Consider the following 14,537-nt stretch of genomic DNA (forward strand, 5'->3'; position numbering starts at 1 on the left):
ATAGTGCTTATACGAGAAGTGGCAGCTACGGGCGGCCATCCTGGCGGCGGCCGCCCCGACCCACGGGAGAAAGGTTATGGCCGGCTTTCATGTCATGGCGGACGCACGTGGAATGCATGTACAGCCCACGGTGCGCCGCATCAGCACCGAGGATCTGCTCGATGCGCTCCGTCTCGGCGTAGAGGATTTCTGGGCCAAGCCGTCGCACTACGTGTTCCTGTGCCTGATCTATCCGGTGGTCGGCCTGATCCTGACGCAGTGGACGTCGGGCTCGAACGCCATCCAACTCATCTATCCGCTGATGTCCGGCTTCGCTTTGGTCGGTCCGTTCGCCGCTATCGGCCTTTACGAAATCAGCCGCCGGCGCGAGTTCGGCATGGATACATCCTGGTGGCATGCGCTCGACGTGCGCCACTCTCCGGCGCTGCCCGCGATTGCGGTCATCGGTATCATGCTGGTGGTACTGTTCCTGCTCTGGCTGTTCACCGCGCAATCGATCTATACCAGCCTGTACGGCAATCAGCCTCCGGCCTCTATTGTCGGCTTTATTCGCGAGGTGCTGACGACCAGCAAGGGCTGGACGCTGATCCTGCTCGGCAACCTGGCCGGGTTCGCCTTTGCCGCGATCGTGCTGGCGACGACCGTCGTCGCCTTTCCGCTGCTGCTCGACCGCGATGTCGGCGCGGTCTCGGCAATCGAGACGTCGGCAAGGGCAGTTCTGACAAACCCGCTGCAGATGGCGCTGTGGGGCCTGATGGTCGCCGTGCTGCTGGTCATCGGCTCGATCCCGCTATTTGCCGGGCTTGCCGTCGTCATGCCCATCCTTGGCCACGCGACCTGGCATCTTTACCGCAGGGTGGTCGAACCGGAGCGGCCACAGCCGGACCGGCGGCCGATGTAGGACCGATCAGCGTTGCGCGTCGGTTGCCATCTTGACGGCCAGCGCGGTCAGCACCGTGCCCATCATCCAGCGCTGGATCACCAGCCATAGCGGCCGCCCGGCGAGGAAGAGGGCGATCGAGCCGGCCGTCACCGCGATGATGGCGTTGACGGTCAGGCTGATCGCGACCTGTGTGGCACCGAGCACCAGAAGCTGCGACAGCACGTGGCCCTTGCCGGGGCTGATGAATTGCGGCAGCAGCGACAGATAGAGCGCTGCCACCTTCGGGTTGAGCAGGTTGGTCATCAGGCCCATGGCGAACAGCTTGCGCGGCCTGTCTCTCGGCAGTTCGCGGATCTGGAAGGGCGAGCGCCCACCGGGCTTCACCGCTTGCCAGGCGAGCCACAGCAAATAGAGCGCGCCGGCAAGGCGCAGCACATCATAGGCAAAGGGCACGGCGAGCAGCAACGCGGTGATGCCGAACGCCGCCGACAGCACGTAGAACAAAAAACCGAGCGCCACGCCGCCCAGCGAGATCAGTCCGGCCTTCGGCCCTTGCGACAGCGAGCGCGAGATCAGATAGATCATGTTCGGGCCGGGCGTCAGCACCATACCGAGGCAGACCAGCGCGAAGGCAAGATGGTTGGCGGGTTCAGGCAAGAGCGCATCTCCGGTGGGGACACTCACCACATGCTTCCATCACCCGCAAGGGCATGGCGGCAGGAGCCTTTGCGCCAGCGCGCCGGGCCCCCCTGCCTTAGTCGCCAATCCCATCGCCTTCAGCCGACGATGCGCAGGTTCGACAATTCGTTGGCGATTTCCTTGAAATTGTCGGACAGCGTCGCGCCCGTCGCATTCCAGAACAGCTTGGCCGGCTTGCTCGGGTCCGCCGGATCCTTGCGGAAGCGCGAATCCGAGGAACACGCCTTCAGCGCATCGATTGCCTTCTTGTCGCCGGCATCCGTAGGCGACAGGTCGAGCGCCACCGTCATCACCAGAATGTTCGAATTCTTTGCGTTGGCGCAGAGCGTTTTCATCTGCTCGTCGAGTGCTGCCGTGTAGTTGGCACCGGTATAGGTGGTCTTGCCGATATCGGTGCTGGTATTCATAAACAGGCGGGTTACGCTTCCAGATCCCGGATAGGTCAGGCCAGTGTAGCCGTAGGAGGCGTAGGTCGACCTGTTGTTGGCGTAGCTGCCGTCGCTGACGGCGCTATAGGTATTGGCTCCGTCGGTCAGCACCACGACCACCTTGTCGTTGCCCCTCTCGCTGTTCGGCCGACCATCGGTGAACGGTGGGTTGCTCGATACAGTTCGCCAGCCCCAGGCAAGGCCCTCCGGCACGTTGGTGTTGCCGTTCGGCGCCATGGCGTCGATGGCGTCCTTGATTTCCTGCTTCTGTGCGTCCTGGCTGACGTCCTTCAACGGCGTGATCGGGTTGGTGGTGCAGGAGGAATTCGGCCCATCGCCCGCGGCTGCGGATTGCGAACCGTATGGTTTTACCAGGAAATATTTGCGCATGTCAGACTGGCGCTGGGAAGCGGTAGGACCGGCGACATAGGGCCAATCGGCCCACCAGTTGTTGCCGTAATTGTAGGACGTGCTGATGACGTCGTTGATGCCGTCACGGTTGAAATCAAGCCACAGAGTGCCAGCCTCATCCGGGGCGAACATCGGCACGAAAAGCGTGGCCGGCGCGGCTGTATCGGGCGTGGTGTCGTCGACATTGTAGGGATATGGCCGTGCTTCGACGCAACCTTGCCAGCTCGCATAGCGGCTTGTGGTGTAGATATATTCCGGTGCGCTCCAGTGGCCGTACTGGCAGGTGCCGTTCTTCTTGTATGTGTCGCAGACATATTGCTTCGAATTGGGTACCTCTTCGCGGCCCGATTCGACCGTCATGTCGGCGTAGAGGCTGAAACGCGTCAGCGGCTGGTCCTTGGTCTCGCCCCAGCCGGTGCCGCGCTTGTACCAGACGCCGTTGAGCTTCTCGGCATATTTGTCCGGATTGTTGGCGGCACTCATCGTCGTCCAGTCGAAATCCTCGTGCTGGATCGGGGACATGCCGTCCTGATCCATCCAGCCGTCCTGGTCGTGGGTAGGGCCGACATTGACCGAGGCCGCAAACGGCACGAGAGAAAACTGCACCGGTTTGGTGATCTGCTTCATCTGCTGCGCCTGAAGCGCCAGCGTATCGACAAGCTGCTTGGCGGCCGACTTCAGCAGGTTTATTCGCTTCTCGCCGGTGCCGGAGCCGAGATCACTCATCGAGCCGGAATTATCCAGCACAAGCGCGACTTCGAGGGTGTTCTTGAGGCGGAGTTCCGAACATTCGGTGAAGGTCGTGTCACTTGCCGTGCCGCCGATCAGCAGGCTGGCGGCCGGTAGAAAATAGGGGTGGAAGGTGAGGCTGGCGCAGAGCTTCAGGGTGCCGCCGCCGGCATTGTTGTTGGGCAGCGTGACGGTCAGCGCTGTATTCGCCGGGTCGATACGTGCGAGATTGGTTTCGAAAAATGTCTTGGCGTAGGCCTTGACGTCGTTGTCGCTGGCGCCGGCAACGATCTGCTGGGCGGCGGCGAGGCCGGCCGCATCAAGGGCGTTCAGCGTTTCGTGCTTTTGGCGCAGCAACTCCCCGTAATCGACACTGAGCGCCAGACCGGCCATCAGTGGCACAATGGTGATTGCAGTCATTAACGAGTAGTTGCCACGTCTGTCGTGTCGGAATTCTCCGACTATTGCCTTCAGCATTCCCGCCCGCCCCATTTTTCCCGGACGATGCCACGCATTTTTAAATTTCCGATTGCTGAAATACGTTCAAGGCCGGTACGGGTTTTCAATCCCTGTTAACCACGCATCCGCAATCGGCAATGCTGCTTCGAGCTTCCCGCGGCAAAGCCTCTAAAAAAGGGGATAAGGCGCTGGAAAAGAAAAGCTTTCACCTCGCGTCCTCGCCGGCGTCCCCGTGCCACAATCTTGCGGCGCTATGAAAGCTGGTGACAGGGTGAAGCGCTTCGGTTAATCCCAACCGGTCGCGGCGGACCGTCGGTCGCGGCGCTTGCAAGCATCATGGTACAGGGACAACGGCATGGCGGATTCGCCCGACATCATCGGTTCGCTCGCAGACTTGTCGGGAGCCTATTCAGCCATCCTGTGCGACGTCTGGGGCGTGGTGCACAACGGCGAATGGCATTTCCCGGCGGCGGCTGCCGCGCTGATCGCTGCTCGCGCGGCGAAAATACCTGTCGTGCTGATCACCAATTCGCCGCGTCGCAGCGCCGACGTGGTGGCGCAGATGAACGCCATCGGCGTTCCTCCCGCCGCCTACGACCGTGTCGTGACGTCCGGCGACGTTACCCGCGACCTGATCGCGGAAGGGCCGCGAAAGATCTTCCACATAGGCGCCGATCGGGATTTCACGCTCTATGAGGGCCTCGACGTCGAACTCGTCGAGGAGTTCGAAGCATCCGGCGTGGTCTGCACTGGCCTGTTCGATGACGAGGTGGAGAAGCCGGAGGATTATGCCGATCTTCTGCTGCGGCTGCGTGCCAGGAACCTGCCCTTCATTTGCGCCAATCCCGACATCGTCGTCGAGCGCGGCGAACGCATGATCTGGTGCGCGGGCGCTTTGGCCCGCGAATACGCACAGCTTGGCGGACGCACGCTGATCGCCGGCAAACCCTACGCGCCGGTCTATGATGTCGCCATGAAGGAGATCGCCGTCATTCTCGGCCGCCCGGTCGAGCGTTCGCAAGTTCTGGCCATCGGCGACGGCATGATGACCGACATCAAGGGCGCGGCCGACAATGGCTTCGACGTGCTCTACGTATCGGGCGGCATCCATGCCCGTGATTACGGTGAGACGCTGCAGCCGGATCCGGCCAGGCTCGCGGCCTTCCTGGAAAAATATGGCTACAGGCCGGTCGCGGTGATTCCCAGGCTGCAATAGGTTCAAGCCATGACGGCCATGTTCGAACGCATTTCCGCAACCGCACCGCTGCCGGCCCATCTGCGCGGCGGCGTGGTGGCTATCGGCAATTTCGACGGCGTCCACCGCGGCCACCAGGCGGTGCTCGAACGCGCGCGCGCCGAAGCGGAGCGTCGCGGCGTACCCGCCCTGGTGCTGACCTTCGTACCGCATCCGCGAAAGGTGTTCAGGCCGGACATGCCGTTGTTCGTGCTGACGCCGCCGCCGATGAAGGCGCGGCTGTTGTCGCATCTGGGCTTTGCGGCGCTGGTCGAGCAGCCGTTCACACGCGAGTTCGCCTCCTTGTCGGCGGAGGCTTTCGTCACCGGCGTGCTCGAGCGCAACCTCGGCATAAGCCACGCCGTCACCGGCTTCGATTTCCATTTCGGCAAGGACCGCCAGGGCGGCCCGGCCTATCTGATGGCTGCCGGCGAGCGCCACGGCTTCGGCGTCACGCTGGTGGATGCGTTTCGCGACGAAAGCGCCGAGGTGGTGTCGTCGAGCCGCATACGCACGCTGCTGTGCGAGGGCAATGTGGCCGAGGCCGCCGGTTTGCTCGGCTACCGTTTCACCGTCGAGGCGGAGGTGATCGGCGGCCAGCAGCTCGGCCGGACACTCGGCTTTCCGACCGCAAACATGAGGCTTTCGCCGGAAGCCACCCTCAAGGAAGGGATTTATGCCGTCCGCTTCCGCCGCGCCGACGGTTCGCTTCACGATGGCGTCGCCAGCTTCGGCCGCCGGCCGACGGTCGACGACAATGGCGCGCCATTGCTGGAGACCTTCGTCTTCGACTTTTCCGGCGACCTCTACGGCGAGATTTGTGCCGTGTCCTTCTTCGGCTACCTGCGCTCGGAGGTGAGATTCGACGGGCTTGACGCGCTGGTCGCCCAGATGAAGCGTGACGAGGCCGAGGCGAAGGCACTGCTCGCCGGCGTCAGGCCGCTTTCCGGGCTGGACGCGGCCATAGCTTTTTAGAGCATGGTCCCGAACCGAAGGTCAGCGAAGCAAAAAAGTGGGAACCGGTTTTCCGATTAAGATCATGCTCAACCAGAATTTATCTCTTCAGCGCCAAGCCAAGGGCGATGAAGCTCCAGCCCTGGAAGATCAGGTCGACGGCCAGGAACAGGCCCAGCACCCACACGCTGTTGACCGGCCAGCCCATGGCGATGACCAGTCCCGCCAGCGCGCTGATGACGCCGGCCGCGACCACCCAGCCCCAGCCGGGCTGTGGCCGGTGGCTGTAGCCGACCCAGGCCCTGAGCACGCCTGAGGCAAGAAGCGCGACCGCCAGGAGGAAGGTCAGCACCGTCGAGGCGAGGACCGGATTGTCGAACGCGAAGAAGCCGGCGACGGCGTAGAGGAGGCCGCTGAGCAGCCAATAGAAGAAGCGGCCCCATGTCTTCACGCCGAAGGCATGGATGATCTCGACAATGCCGGCCATCAGCATCAGCCAGCCCACGACAAAGACCGAGGCGACGGTTGCGATGAACAGATTGCCGAAGGCAATGCCGCCGAAGACAAGCAGCAGCACCCCGAGCGCGACGAACCATCCCCATTTCGCCCGCGTCTGGCTGATCGCATCTTTCAAGGCATCGCCGTGCAGTGTCATCGCCCTCTCCCTCAAGACTACTTGGCCTTTTTTGTCGGCTTTGAAGGTAACGCCGATGTGCCTTCTCGTAAAGCGAGCAGGCAGTGAGGGTCACACCCAGGCTCGGGCGGTACGCCTGCTTTTGGCAAGAGCAGCCGCTGCGAGTTTATTTCCGTGAAACGTGGGCTTGCGCCCTCAGGCCAAACCGTGGCCACGCCGAGGTTTAGTTGGAGAATAGCTCCTGTCCGCAAAGCGGCCGCAACGTCGAGCTTTGATACCGAGCCAGACCTCCAAACGCCGCGCAACGCCGGTCGCATCCGCATGTCACAACCTTGCGTCGAGGTCTCAGTAATCGCCGCCCTCGCGATGCAGGGTCGCGAGGATTAGCCCGAGCGCGTTGGGCAAGAAGTAGATTGTTCCGCCGAGCTGGTTCGAAAGCGGCATGGTCTTGGCTTCCCATGACAGGAAATAGTCGCCGGCGATCACCGTGAAGCCGATGCCCCACACCAGGATTGCGCACAGGCAGCCCAGCATCATCCATGCCTTGCCATGAGCGAAATCGGCGCTGCTGCCAACCACCTTGCGCAGCATAAGCACAAGCCCGATCAGTCCAAATATCCCCGCCAGGGTCTCGACGGCCATGATGCCGACGAGTGCCACAGGGGCAGCCCATGACATGGTGATGGCACGCCATTGCTGCCATGGGTTGCCGTAGGTGTTGGTCATTTCGATCATCGGCTTCACGGCATTCACCAGAGTGTCTTTGAAGTCGGTTGCATCGTTCAACAGACCGAGAAAACCCCACAGGGTGGGGAACAGCGCCATCACGATCAGCCCCAATCGTCCTACGCTGCGCGGATTGACAAGCCGCTCGGCAGTGGTTCCGGCATACGAATTGTCCGACATCGGAATTCCCCCTCTTTTGAACCTTGCACCGTCGAGCAATCGAAAATTGGCTCACACGGCAGCGCACCGCCAATATGGCACGGACGTCGGACGATTTCTCGCTGATGTTGATCGGACTGATCGCAAGATGATCGTGGCGCTGGTTCGTCGCTATATTTGCAAGCAGGCAATCGGTATCTTGTCGATGACGTTTGGCTGTTCGCCTTTCTCGGCGCTTGGCAAGACTGGGGAAGCAAAATGAGCGATGTGGACGAACACCTCGATCTGACAGAGATCAACGCCGTCCGCAGGCTGTTGACGTCAAAACCACGAACGGTCCGCTGGGACGAACGCCGGGCGCGGCTCGACGAAGTCGGTTCGGTCTGGCCGGTCGCGGAGGACATCCGATGCGAGCGCGTGGTTTTCGATGGCCTTGAGGGAGAGTGGTCCCTGGCGCCTGGGAGTGACAGGGATAAGGTTCTGCTCTTTTTCCACGGTGGTGGCTACTGCTCCGGCTCCCTTAAAAGTCATCGTCGAATGGTTACCGAGGCAGGTCGGGTAATGGGAATACGCACCCTCGCGATCGACTATCGCCGCGCACCGGAACATCCTTTCCCTGCGCAACATGAAGACGCACTCACCGCATGGCGCTTTCTGAGCCGGCAAGGCATCGCGTCGGACCGCATCGTGGTTGGCGGAGACAGTGCGGGCGGCAACCTCACTCTGTGCCTGGTCAGTATATTGCGCACGTCAGGCGAGCCGTTGCCGCAATGTCTTTGGCTGGTTTCGCCCTGGACGGACCTTTCGATGTCCGGCGCGACACTATCAACCAAGGACGCAATCGACCCTATCATCCACCGGGCGTATTTGGAGGAACTGGCAACGGCCTATGTTCCCAATGGCGTTGGTCGGCGCGATCCGCTGATCTCGCCCTTGTTCGCCGATCTGAGCGGATTTCCCCCAATGCTGATACAAGCCGGTTCGGCCGAGACGCTGTTGTCGGACGCAACTCGGCTCGCCGAAGCCGCTGGCGCGGCTGACGTTAAAGTAGGTCTCGAAATTTGGCCGCATATGATTCACGCTTGGCCGGTTTGGAATGCGGGGTTGAGCGCCGGTCGCCGTGCTCTTCACAGCGCAGGCATGTTTGTCCGCGAATGTTTGTAACCCCTGCCGAGGCAACTGCTATCGTATTCCAAACACTTGATCTGGAATCTTGGTGCGCCAAACAATCGACTGCAACGCGGAACAGGCCCCAACGCGGCCAATGTTGCGGATATTAAGTCAAATTTTACCGAACTGGCGCCATGGCTTCAGTCAAGGCTGGTTGTATCGGCCAATGCGTTCGACGTATGGAGTAACGATGCGGTCTGTCCCGACGATCTTGGCCGCATTCATGCTCGGCACCTGCGGCGTTGCCAAGGCCGGCGAGGGCACCTTCGGCTGGCTGTCCGGAGACTGGTACCTGACGGTCGGCGCCACCGGCATGGTTGCCCCGAATTTCGAGGGCGGCAAGAAGTACCTGCTCAGTGCCTCGCCGATCATCTCGCTCGGCAAGGCTGGCCCCGCGGCGCGCTTCACCTCGCGCAACGACAATATTTCATTGGCATTGATCGACGATGGCGGCGTCCGCGCCGGCCTGACAGGCAAGTTCCTGTTTTCCCGCGACGGTGGTGACGCCGACGAATTGAAGGGTCTCGACCCGGTGCGCTGGGGCGGCGAGGCCGGCGGCTTCTTCGAATTCTATCCTTTGGATTGGCTGCGTGCCCGCGCCGAAATGCGGCACGGCATTCGCGCCCATAACGGTTTTGTCGCCGACATCGCCGCCGACGCCTTTTACGATGTGACGCCCGACGTCAGGATTTCGGCCGGACCGCGCGTTTCGTTCGCCTCATCGGACTATTTCGACACCTATTACGGCGTTGATGCCAAGGAGTCCCTGGCCTCGGGACTTAGCGAATATCATCCCGGCGGCTGGGTGAAGTCGGCGGGCCTGGGCGGCGCAGTGACCTGGAAGGTGACCGAGCCGATGACGGCCAGTCTGTTCGGCGAATATTCCCGCCTGATGGGTCCGGCCGCCGATTCCAGCCTGGTCAAGGAGCGCGGCTCCAGGGATCAGTTCATGATCGGCGTGTCGACGACCTATCGCTTCGATTTCTCGATGTGAGCGGGCGGGCGTCGGCTCATTTGATCAAACGGCTGTCGAACGGATAATGGTATAGGCCCGCAATCGTAATGCGTGACGCATCGTCATGGGTCGGGTTGAGCAGATAGTTGTTTGCCTTGCGCATTATGATCGAAGGAATTTTCATGAGCGCGTAACGATTGGCCGAGAGAAAGTCCGTGCCCTGTCGCCGTGTTGATTCCATGTCCTTGTCCCAGCCGTCATGGATAACCGGTTCGGTCATTTCTATTCCGTCCGGAACGTCGATTTCGATAAGCTGGTAGGTTTCCGGAACGGTTTCGCGCGTCGCATGCACCAGTATCTCCAGCAGTGCCGTCGAAGGGTGGTCGGTGCAATAGACGATGGGCATTCCGCGCCTGTTCCATCTTCCATCAACGAGCGTTCCGCCACGACCCGAGAGATCCGCGAAATTGGAGATGCGCCAGATGCGCATCGTCAGGCAAGCATGCCAAAGTCGATACGGATAAGCTCTTCGGAAACGACGTGGGCGCCGGTCTCTGTCTCAAGGAGATCGATCGGCCTTGCACCATCCAATGCTATGATCTCGCTTCTCAGCCAACGCTGGGCTTTCTCATGGCTACCGAATACCCGATCCGCCTGCTCGGCGATGCGTTCAAGGCGCAGGGCGCGGTCGGATTCAGCTGGCGAAAGCGGCTCGGCATGTTCCTTGCGACGCGCCAGCGTGCGGCGGGGGGCAACGATACGATAGAGTTCTTCGCTACTGAAACCCAGACTGCGCAGATGATCGATCTTGTCCGTAGGGACGGAAAAGTCGTGTGTTGCGCGAATTGCCCTTGCTGCGACCGACATGAATTGTTTCCTTGGCACTGCAGGCCATTCTGCTTGCCATTTGCCTACAAATGTATGCGCAATTGGCACCTTCCGCAAGGAAGCATCAGAGTTCGGGCTTTTCAATATCGCCTGTCTCGGTTAAAAGCCCAGCCATGACGAGCTTTTCGCGCCTTCTCGCGCCTGCGATACGAATTACAGGCCCGGTGCTCCGGGCGGCCTGACCGCCGCCGGAGCCGCCGGGAATCTTGCGCGCGGCCTCTCGCGCTTTTTCCAGATCATGATAGTTCAACGCCCGGGCTCTTTTGCCGCCGGCAACGCATATGGCAGACGAATGACTGATACCGAGACCGCCGAGACGATCGATTATTCCAAAACGCTCTACCTGCCGCAGACGGATTTCCCGATGCGCGCCGGGTTGCCGGAAAAGGAACCGCTGCTGGTCAAGCGCTGGCAGGACATGGACCTTTACCGCAAGTTGCGCGAAGACGCAGTCGGCCGCGAAAAATACGTGCTGCACGACGGCCCGCCCTACGCCAATGGCAACATCCATATCGGCCACGCACTGAACAAGATCCTCAAGGACGTCATCACCCGCTCGTTCCAGATGCGCGGCTATGACTCGAACTATGTACCAGGCTGGGATTGCCACGGCCTGCCGATCGAATGGAAGATCGAGGAGCAGTACCGCGCCAAGGGCAAGAACAAGGACGAGGTGCCGGTCAACGAGTTCCGGCAGGAATGCCGTGAGTTTGCGGCGCACTGGATCAAGGTGCAGGGTTCCGAATTCCAGCGGCTCGGCGTCGTCGGCGACTTCGACAATCCCTATACGACGATGGCTTTCCATGCCGAGGCGCGCATCGCCGGCGAGCTGCTGAAATTCGCCATGTCCGGCCAGCTCTATCGCGGCTCCAAGCCGGTGATGTGGAGTGTGGTCGAGCGCACCGCGCTGGCCGAGGCGGAGGTCGAATACCAGGACTATGAGTCGGACACGATCTGGGCGAAGTTTCCGGTCGTCAGCCTCGCTCGCCAGGTCATCAACATCGAGGATGGGCAGCCAGCCCTTGATCCCAAGCTGACGCAGACGTCGCTCGATCTGCTTGATGCCAACGTCGTCATCTGGACGACGACGCCGTGGACGATCCCCGGCAACCGCGCCGTCAACTACTCGCCGCGCATCAACTATGGTCTCTACGAGGTTACGGCGGCCGAGAACGCCTTTGGTCCTCAGCCCGGCGAAAAGCTGATCTTTGCCGAGAAGCTTGCGGACGACGCTGCCGCGAAGGCCAAGGTCACTCTGAATCGGCTTCGCAGCGTTGGCGCCGAAGAGCTTGAAAACCTTACGCTTTCGCATCCCCTCAAAGCTCTGGGTGGCGGCTACGATTTTCCCGTGCCGATGCTGGCCGGCGATCACGTCACCGACGATGCCGGCACCGGTTTCGTCCACACCGCGCCGGGACATGGCCGCGAAGACTTCGACGCCTGGATGGATGCTGCCTCTGATCTTCGCCAGCGTGGCATCGACACCGCGATCCCCTTCACCGTCGACGATGCCGGCTTCTTCACCAAGGACGCGCCGGGCTTCGGCCCGGACCGCGAGGGTGGAGCGGCGCGCGTCATCGACGACAATGGCAAGAAGGGCAACGCCAACCAGGCTGTCATCGACGAGCTGATCAAGCGCAACGCGCTGTTCGCGCGCGGCCGCCTGAAGCACTCCTATCCGCATTCCTGGCGCTCGAAGAAGCCGATCATCTTCCGCAACACGCCGCAATGGTTCGTCTATATGGACAAGGAGCTTGGCGACGGCACGACGCTGCGCAGCCGCGCCCTGAAAGCCATCGACGATACCCGCTTCGTACCCGCCGCCGGCCAGAACCGCATCCGCGCCATGATCGAGGAGCGCCCTGACTGGGTGCTGTCGCGCCAGCGCGCCTGGGGCGTTCCGATCGCCGTCTTTGCCGATGCCGACGGCAATGTGCTGCGCGACGAGGCAGTCAACCGGCGCATCATGGACGCCTTCGAGAAAGAAGGCGCCGACGCCTGGTTCGCCGTCGGCGCCAAGGAGCGGTTCCTCGGCAATCACGAGGCCTCGAAATGGCAGCAGGTCATGGACATCCTCGATGTCTGGTTCGATTCAGGCTCGACGCATGCCTTCACGCTTGAGGACCGGCCCGACCTGAAATGGCCGGCCGACGTCTATCTCGAAGGCTCCGATCAGCATCGCGGCTGGTTCCACTCCTCGCTGCTCGAAAGCTGCGGCACCAGGGGCAGGGCGCCCTACGACACCGTCGTCACCCATGGCTTCACCATGGATGAGGAGGGGCGGAAAATGTCGAAGTCGCTCGGCAACACCGTCGTGCCGCAGGACGTCATCAGGCAGTCCGGCGCCGACATCTTGCGGCTATGGGTGGTGACGACCGATTATTGGGAAGACCAGCGGCTCGGCAAGAACGTGCTGCAGACCAATATCGACGCCTACCGCAAGCTGCGCAACACCATCCGCTGGATGCTGGGCACGCTCGCCCACGACGATGGCGAGGAGGTGCCGCTGGATAAGATGCCTGAACTGGAGCGGCTGATGCTGCACCGGCTCGCTGAACTCGATGAGGTCGTACGCTCGGGCTACGACGCGTTCGAATTCAAGCGCATCACCCGCGCGCTGCTCGACTTCATGGTGGTAGAGCTGTCGGCCTTCTATTTCGACATCCGCAAGGATGCGCTTTACTGCGAAGCGCCTTCCAGCGTGAAGCGCAAGGCTTCCGTGCAGGTGGTACGCCATCTCTTCGACTGCCTGGTGAAATGGCTGGCGCCGATGCTGCCCTTCACCATGGAAGAGGCTTGGCTCGACCGTCATCCGGATGCGGTCTCCCTGCATCTCGACCAGTTCCCGGAAATCCCGGCGGAGTGGAGGAACGAGGCGCTGGCGGAGAAGTGGCGCAAGGTTCGGCAGGTTCGCCGTGTCGTCACCGGCGCGCTGGAAATTGCCCGCGCGCAAAAGGTCATCGGCTCTTCGCTGGAAGCGGTGCCGGTCGTTACCCTCGACGATGCCGTGCTCGAAGCGGCGATCGCCGATGTCGATATGGCCGAGATGGCGATCACCAGCGATCTGGTAATCGTGCACGGCAAGGCGTCGGCGGGCAGCTTTACCCTCGACGACGTCAAGGGCGTCGCCGTGGTCGTCGAGAAGGCGGAGGACCGTGGCCTGGTGAAGTGCGCGCGCTCCTGGCGCTACACCGCCGATGTCGGGTCAGATCCGGAATTCCCGGATGTTTCGGCCCGTGACGCCGCTGTTCTGCATGAGCTGAAGGCTTTGAGCCGTCTTTAAGGCGGTGCACAAATGCCACGGCGGGCGGCCGATCGGCCCCCGCGCGTTGCCCTTAACGAGTGGTTGAGGTAAACACGCGAAACTCCGGACGACAAATTGTCGCCGGAATTCCGTCGGAAGAGCATAGGCGATGGGGACCGGACCTTTCTTTGGCCGGCGGCAATCGAGAGGCTGTCTACAGTGGGACTTTTTGGCATGACCGAGAGAACTTACGCGCGCGTTGCGCTGCTGGCGCCGCTTGTCGTATCGGGCCTCGCTTTGTCCGGCTGCATGGGCTCGCCCACTTACGGGACCGACAAGACCGCGGGCGCGCAGCTTGCCGGCGACCTCACCGGGGCTTTTTCCTTCGCACCCAAGCGCAAGGATAGTATCGACTACAAGCCGCGCCCCACACTGGTGAAGCCAGGGCCGGGGCAGAAGGAAGTCTTGCCGCCGCCGCAGGAAAGCATCGAGACGGCGAGTGCCGAATGGCCCGAATCGCCGGAGCAGCGCCGTGCGCGCCTGCGCGCCGATGCCACCCTGCATCAGGACGACCCGGCCTACCAGGCGCAGGTCATCGATGACGTGCAGACGGATCCGGCGTCGGTCAAGGCCGCGCTGAAGCTGTCGGGCTCGAGCCACCCGCCAGCCTGGACTCCGGCCGATTCGGACAAGAGCCGCGCCGCGGAAATCATGCGCCGCCGGGCTGAAGGCAAACAGGGCGACCCGACCACCCGCAGATATCTGAGCGAGCCACCGGTGCAATACCGCGCTGCCGCCGCCACCGCGCCGCAGGGTGACCTCGGCGAGGACGAGTACAAGAAGGAACGCCGCCTCAAGAGGGAGGCGGCCGCCAAGAGTAAGAGCGGCGGCATGTTCGACTGGCTGCCCTGGTAGGCTGACGGCGCCAGAGACGTTCTTGCCCTGGATTAGCTGACTTGGATGG

At 62.0% G+C, this 14,537-nt stretch carries 15 protein-coding genes; 8 read left to right on the top strand and 7 right to left on the bottom strand.

Annotated elements, in window-relative coordinates:
* Positions 1 to 76 precede the first annotated feature (76 nt).
* Positions 77 to 901, top strand: coding sequence for a DUF2189 domain-containing protein (locus NKH99_RS07395; RefSeq protein ID WP_352926230.1), 825 nt, complete (start codon positions 77 to 79; stop codon positions 899 to 901).
* Positions 902 to 907: 6 nt separating this feature from the next.
* Here NKH99_RS07395 and NKH99_RS07400 read toward each other — a convergent pair whose 3' ends face one another.
* The gene (locus NKH99_RS07400; RefSeq protein ID WP_352685524.1) at positions 908 to 1,540 is read right to left on the bottom strand and encodes a LysE family translocator; all 633 of its coding nucleotides are present in this window, start codon (positions 1,538 to 1,540) and stop codon (positions 908 to 910) included.
* A gap of 119 nt (positions 1,541 to 1,659) precedes the next feature.
* Positions 1,660 to 3,627 carry a pilus assembly protein TadG-related protein gene (locus NKH99_RS07405; RefSeq protein ID WP_502895757.1) on the bottom strand — a complete coding sequence of 656 codons (1,968 nt, stop codon included), beginning with the start codon at positions 3,625 to 3,627 and terminating at the stop codon, positions 1,660 to 1,662.
* A 337-nt stretch (positions 3,628 to 3,964) separates the two neighbouring features.
* Here NKH99_RS07405 and NKH99_RS07410 point away from each other — a divergent pair, with 337 nt between their 5' ends.
* Both NKH99_RS07410 and NKH99_RS07415 read left to right on the top strand, forming a co-directional pair.
* Positions 3,965 to 4,825: a TIGR01459 family HAD-type hydrolase gene (locus NKH99_RS07410; protein ID WP_352503369.1), complete on the top strand. Its 861-nt coding sequence runs from the start codon at positions 3,965 to 3,967 to the stop codon at positions 4,823 to 4,825.
* Positions 4,826 to 4,834: 9 nt separating this feature from the next.
* Complete coding sequence (locus NKH99_RS07415; protein WP_352772785.1) at positions 4,835 to 5,818, top strand: bifunctional riboflavin kinase/FAD synthetase; 984 nt, start codon at positions 4,835 to 4,837, stop codon at positions 5,816 to 5,818.
* A 79-nt stretch (positions 5,819 to 5,897) separates the two neighbouring features.
* Here NKH99_RS07415 and NKH99_RS07420 read toward each other — a convergent pair whose 3' ends face one another.
* Complete coding sequence (locus tag NKH99_RS07420; protein ID WP_352474525.1) at positions 5,898 to 6,452, bottom strand: HdeD family acid-resistance protein; 555 nt, start codon at positions 6,450 to 6,452, stop codon at positions 5,898 to 5,900.
* Between the two features lie 324 nt (positions 6,453 to 6,776).
* Complete coding sequence (locus NKH99_RS07425; protein ID WP_353013385.1) at positions 6,777 to 7,337, bottom strand: DUF2165 family protein; 561 nt, start codon at positions 7,335 to 7,337, stop codon at positions 6,777 to 6,779.
* On the opposite strand from NKH99_RS07425, the gene NKH99_RS07430 reads away from it, so the two are divergent.
* The 3 genes from NKH99_RS07430 to NKH99_RS07440 all read left to right on the top strand — a co-directional run bounded on the left by NKH99_RS07430 (position 7,327) and on the right by NKH99_RS07440 (position 9,480).
* Complete coding sequence (locus NKH99_RS07430; protein WP_352503367.1) at positions 7,327 to 7,578, top strand: hypothetical protein; 252 nt, start codon at positions 7,327 to 7,329, stop codon at positions 7,576 to 7,578. The two genes, NKH99_RS07425 and NKH99_RS07430, sit on opposite strands and share 11 nt — an antisense overlap.
* Positions 7,575 to 8,480, top strand: coding sequence for an alpha/beta hydrolase (locus tag NKH99_RS07435; protein ID WP_352977788.1), 906 nt, complete (start codon positions 7,575 to 7,577; stop codon positions 8,478 to 8,480). The genes NKH99_RS07430 and NKH99_RS07435 overlap by 4 nt, the downstream gene beginning before the upstream one ends.
* Before the next feature lie 196 nt (positions 8,481 to 8,676).
* The gene (locus tag NKH99_RS07440) at positions 8,677 to 9,480 is read left to right on the top strand and encodes a MipA/OmpV family protein (protein ID WP_352977790.1); all 804 of its coding nucleotides are present in this window, start codon (positions 8,677 to 8,679) and stop codon (positions 9,478 to 9,480) included.
* Between the two features lie 16 nt (positions 9,481 to 9,496).
* Here the strand turns inward: NKH99_RS07440 and NKH99_RS07445 are convergent, their stop codons facing one another.
* From NKH99_RS07445 to NKH99_RS07455, 3 genes are all read right to left on the bottom strand, one after another.
* A complete protein-coding gene (locus NKH99_RS07445) occupies positions 9,497 to 9,931 on the bottom strand; it encodes an RES family NAD+ phosphorylase (RefSeq protein ID WP_254817429.1) in 435 nt (144 codons plus the stop codon).
* A 2-nt stretch (positions 9,932 to 9,933) separates the two neighbouring features.
* Positions 9,934 to 10,308, bottom strand: a complete 375-nt coding sequence (locus tag NKH99_RS07450) for an Xre family toxin-antitoxin system antitoxin (RefSeq protein WP_254817430.1) — start codon at positions 10,306 to 10,308, stop codon at positions 9,934 to 9,936.
* A gap of 85 nt (positions 10,309 to 10,393) precedes the next feature.
* Positions 10,394 to 10,579: a hypothetical protein gene (locus NKH99_RS07455; RefSeq protein WP_352474531.1), complete on the bottom strand. Its 186-nt coding sequence runs from the start codon at positions 10,577 to 10,579 to the stop codon at positions 10,394 to 10,396.
* A 42-nt stretch (positions 10,580 to 10,621) separates the two neighbouring features.
* On the opposite strand from NKH99_RS07455, the gene ileS reads away from it, so the two are divergent.
* Together ileS and NKH99_RS07465 are read left to right on the top strand one after the other, a co-directional pair.
* Complete coding sequence (gene ileS / locus NKH99_RS07460; protein ID WP_353013389.1) at positions 10,622 to 13,612, top strand: isoleucine--tRNA ligase; 2,991 nt, start codon at positions 10,622 to 10,624, stop codon at positions 13,610 to 13,612.
* Positions 13,613 to 13,807: 195 nt separating this feature from the next.
* Positions 13,808 to 14,488: a hypothetical protein gene (locus tag NKH99_RS07465; protein ID WP_352453465.1), complete on the top strand. Its 681-nt coding sequence runs from the start codon at positions 13,808 to 13,810 to the stop codon at positions 14,486 to 14,488.
* Positions 14,489 to 14,537: the final 49 nt, after the last annotated feature.

It is taken from the genome of Mesorhizobium sp. M0854 (assembly GCF_040319815.1).
Classification (GTDB): Bacteria; Pseudomonadota; Alphaproteobacteria; order Rhizobiales; family Rhizobiaceae; genus Mesorhizobium.

Bases quoted from the DNA above. Each gene is read 5' to 3' on its own strand.
- NKH99_RS07395 (WP_352926230.1), top strand. From the start codon at position 77: ATGGCCGGCTTTCATGTCATGGCGGACGCACGTGGAATGCATGTACAG.
- NKH99_RS07405 (WP_502895757.1), bottom strand. From the start codon at position 3,627: ATGCTGAAGGCAATAGTCGGAGAATTCCGACACGACAGACGTGGCAAC.
- NKH99_RS07410 (WP_352503369.1), top strand. From the start codon at position 3,965: ATGGCGGATTCGCCCGACATCATCGGTTCGCTCGCAGACTTGTCGGGA.
- NKH99_RS07415 (WP_352772785.1), top strand. From the start codon at position 4,835: ATGACGGCCATGTTCGAACGCATTTCCGCAACCGCACCGCTGCCGGCC.
- NKH99_RS07420 (WP_352474525.1), bottom strand. From the start codon at position 6,452: ATGACACTGCACGGCGATGCCTTGAAAGATGCGATCAGCCAGACGCGG.
- NKH99_RS07425 (WP_353013385.1), bottom strand. From the start codon at position 7,337: ATGTCGGACAATTCGTATGCCGGAACCACTGCCGAGCGGCTTGTCAAT.
- NKH99_RS07435 (WP_352977788.1), top strand. From the start codon at position 7,575: ATGAGCGATGTGGACGAACACCTCGATCTGACAGAGATCAACGCCGTC.
- NKH99_RS07440 (WP_352977790.1), top strand. From the start codon at position 8,677: ATGCGGTCTGTCCCGACGATCTTGGCCGCATTCATGCTCGGCACCTGC.
- NKH99_RS07445 (WP_254817429.1), bottom strand. From the start codon at position 9,931: ATGCGCATCTGGCGCATCTCCAATTTCGCGGATCTCTCGGGTCGTGGC.
- NKH99_RS07450 (WP_254817430.1), bottom strand. From the start codon at position 10,308: ATGTCGGTCGCAGCAAGGGCAATTCGCGCAACACACGACTTTTCCGTC.
- ileS (WP_353013389.1), top strand. From the start codon at position 10,622: ATGACTGATACCGAGACCGCCGAGACGATCGATTATTCCAAAACGCTC.
- NKH99_RS07465 (WP_352453465.1), top strand. From the start codon at position 13,808: ATGACCGAGAGAACTTACGCGCGCGTTGCGCTGCTGGCGCCGCTTGTC.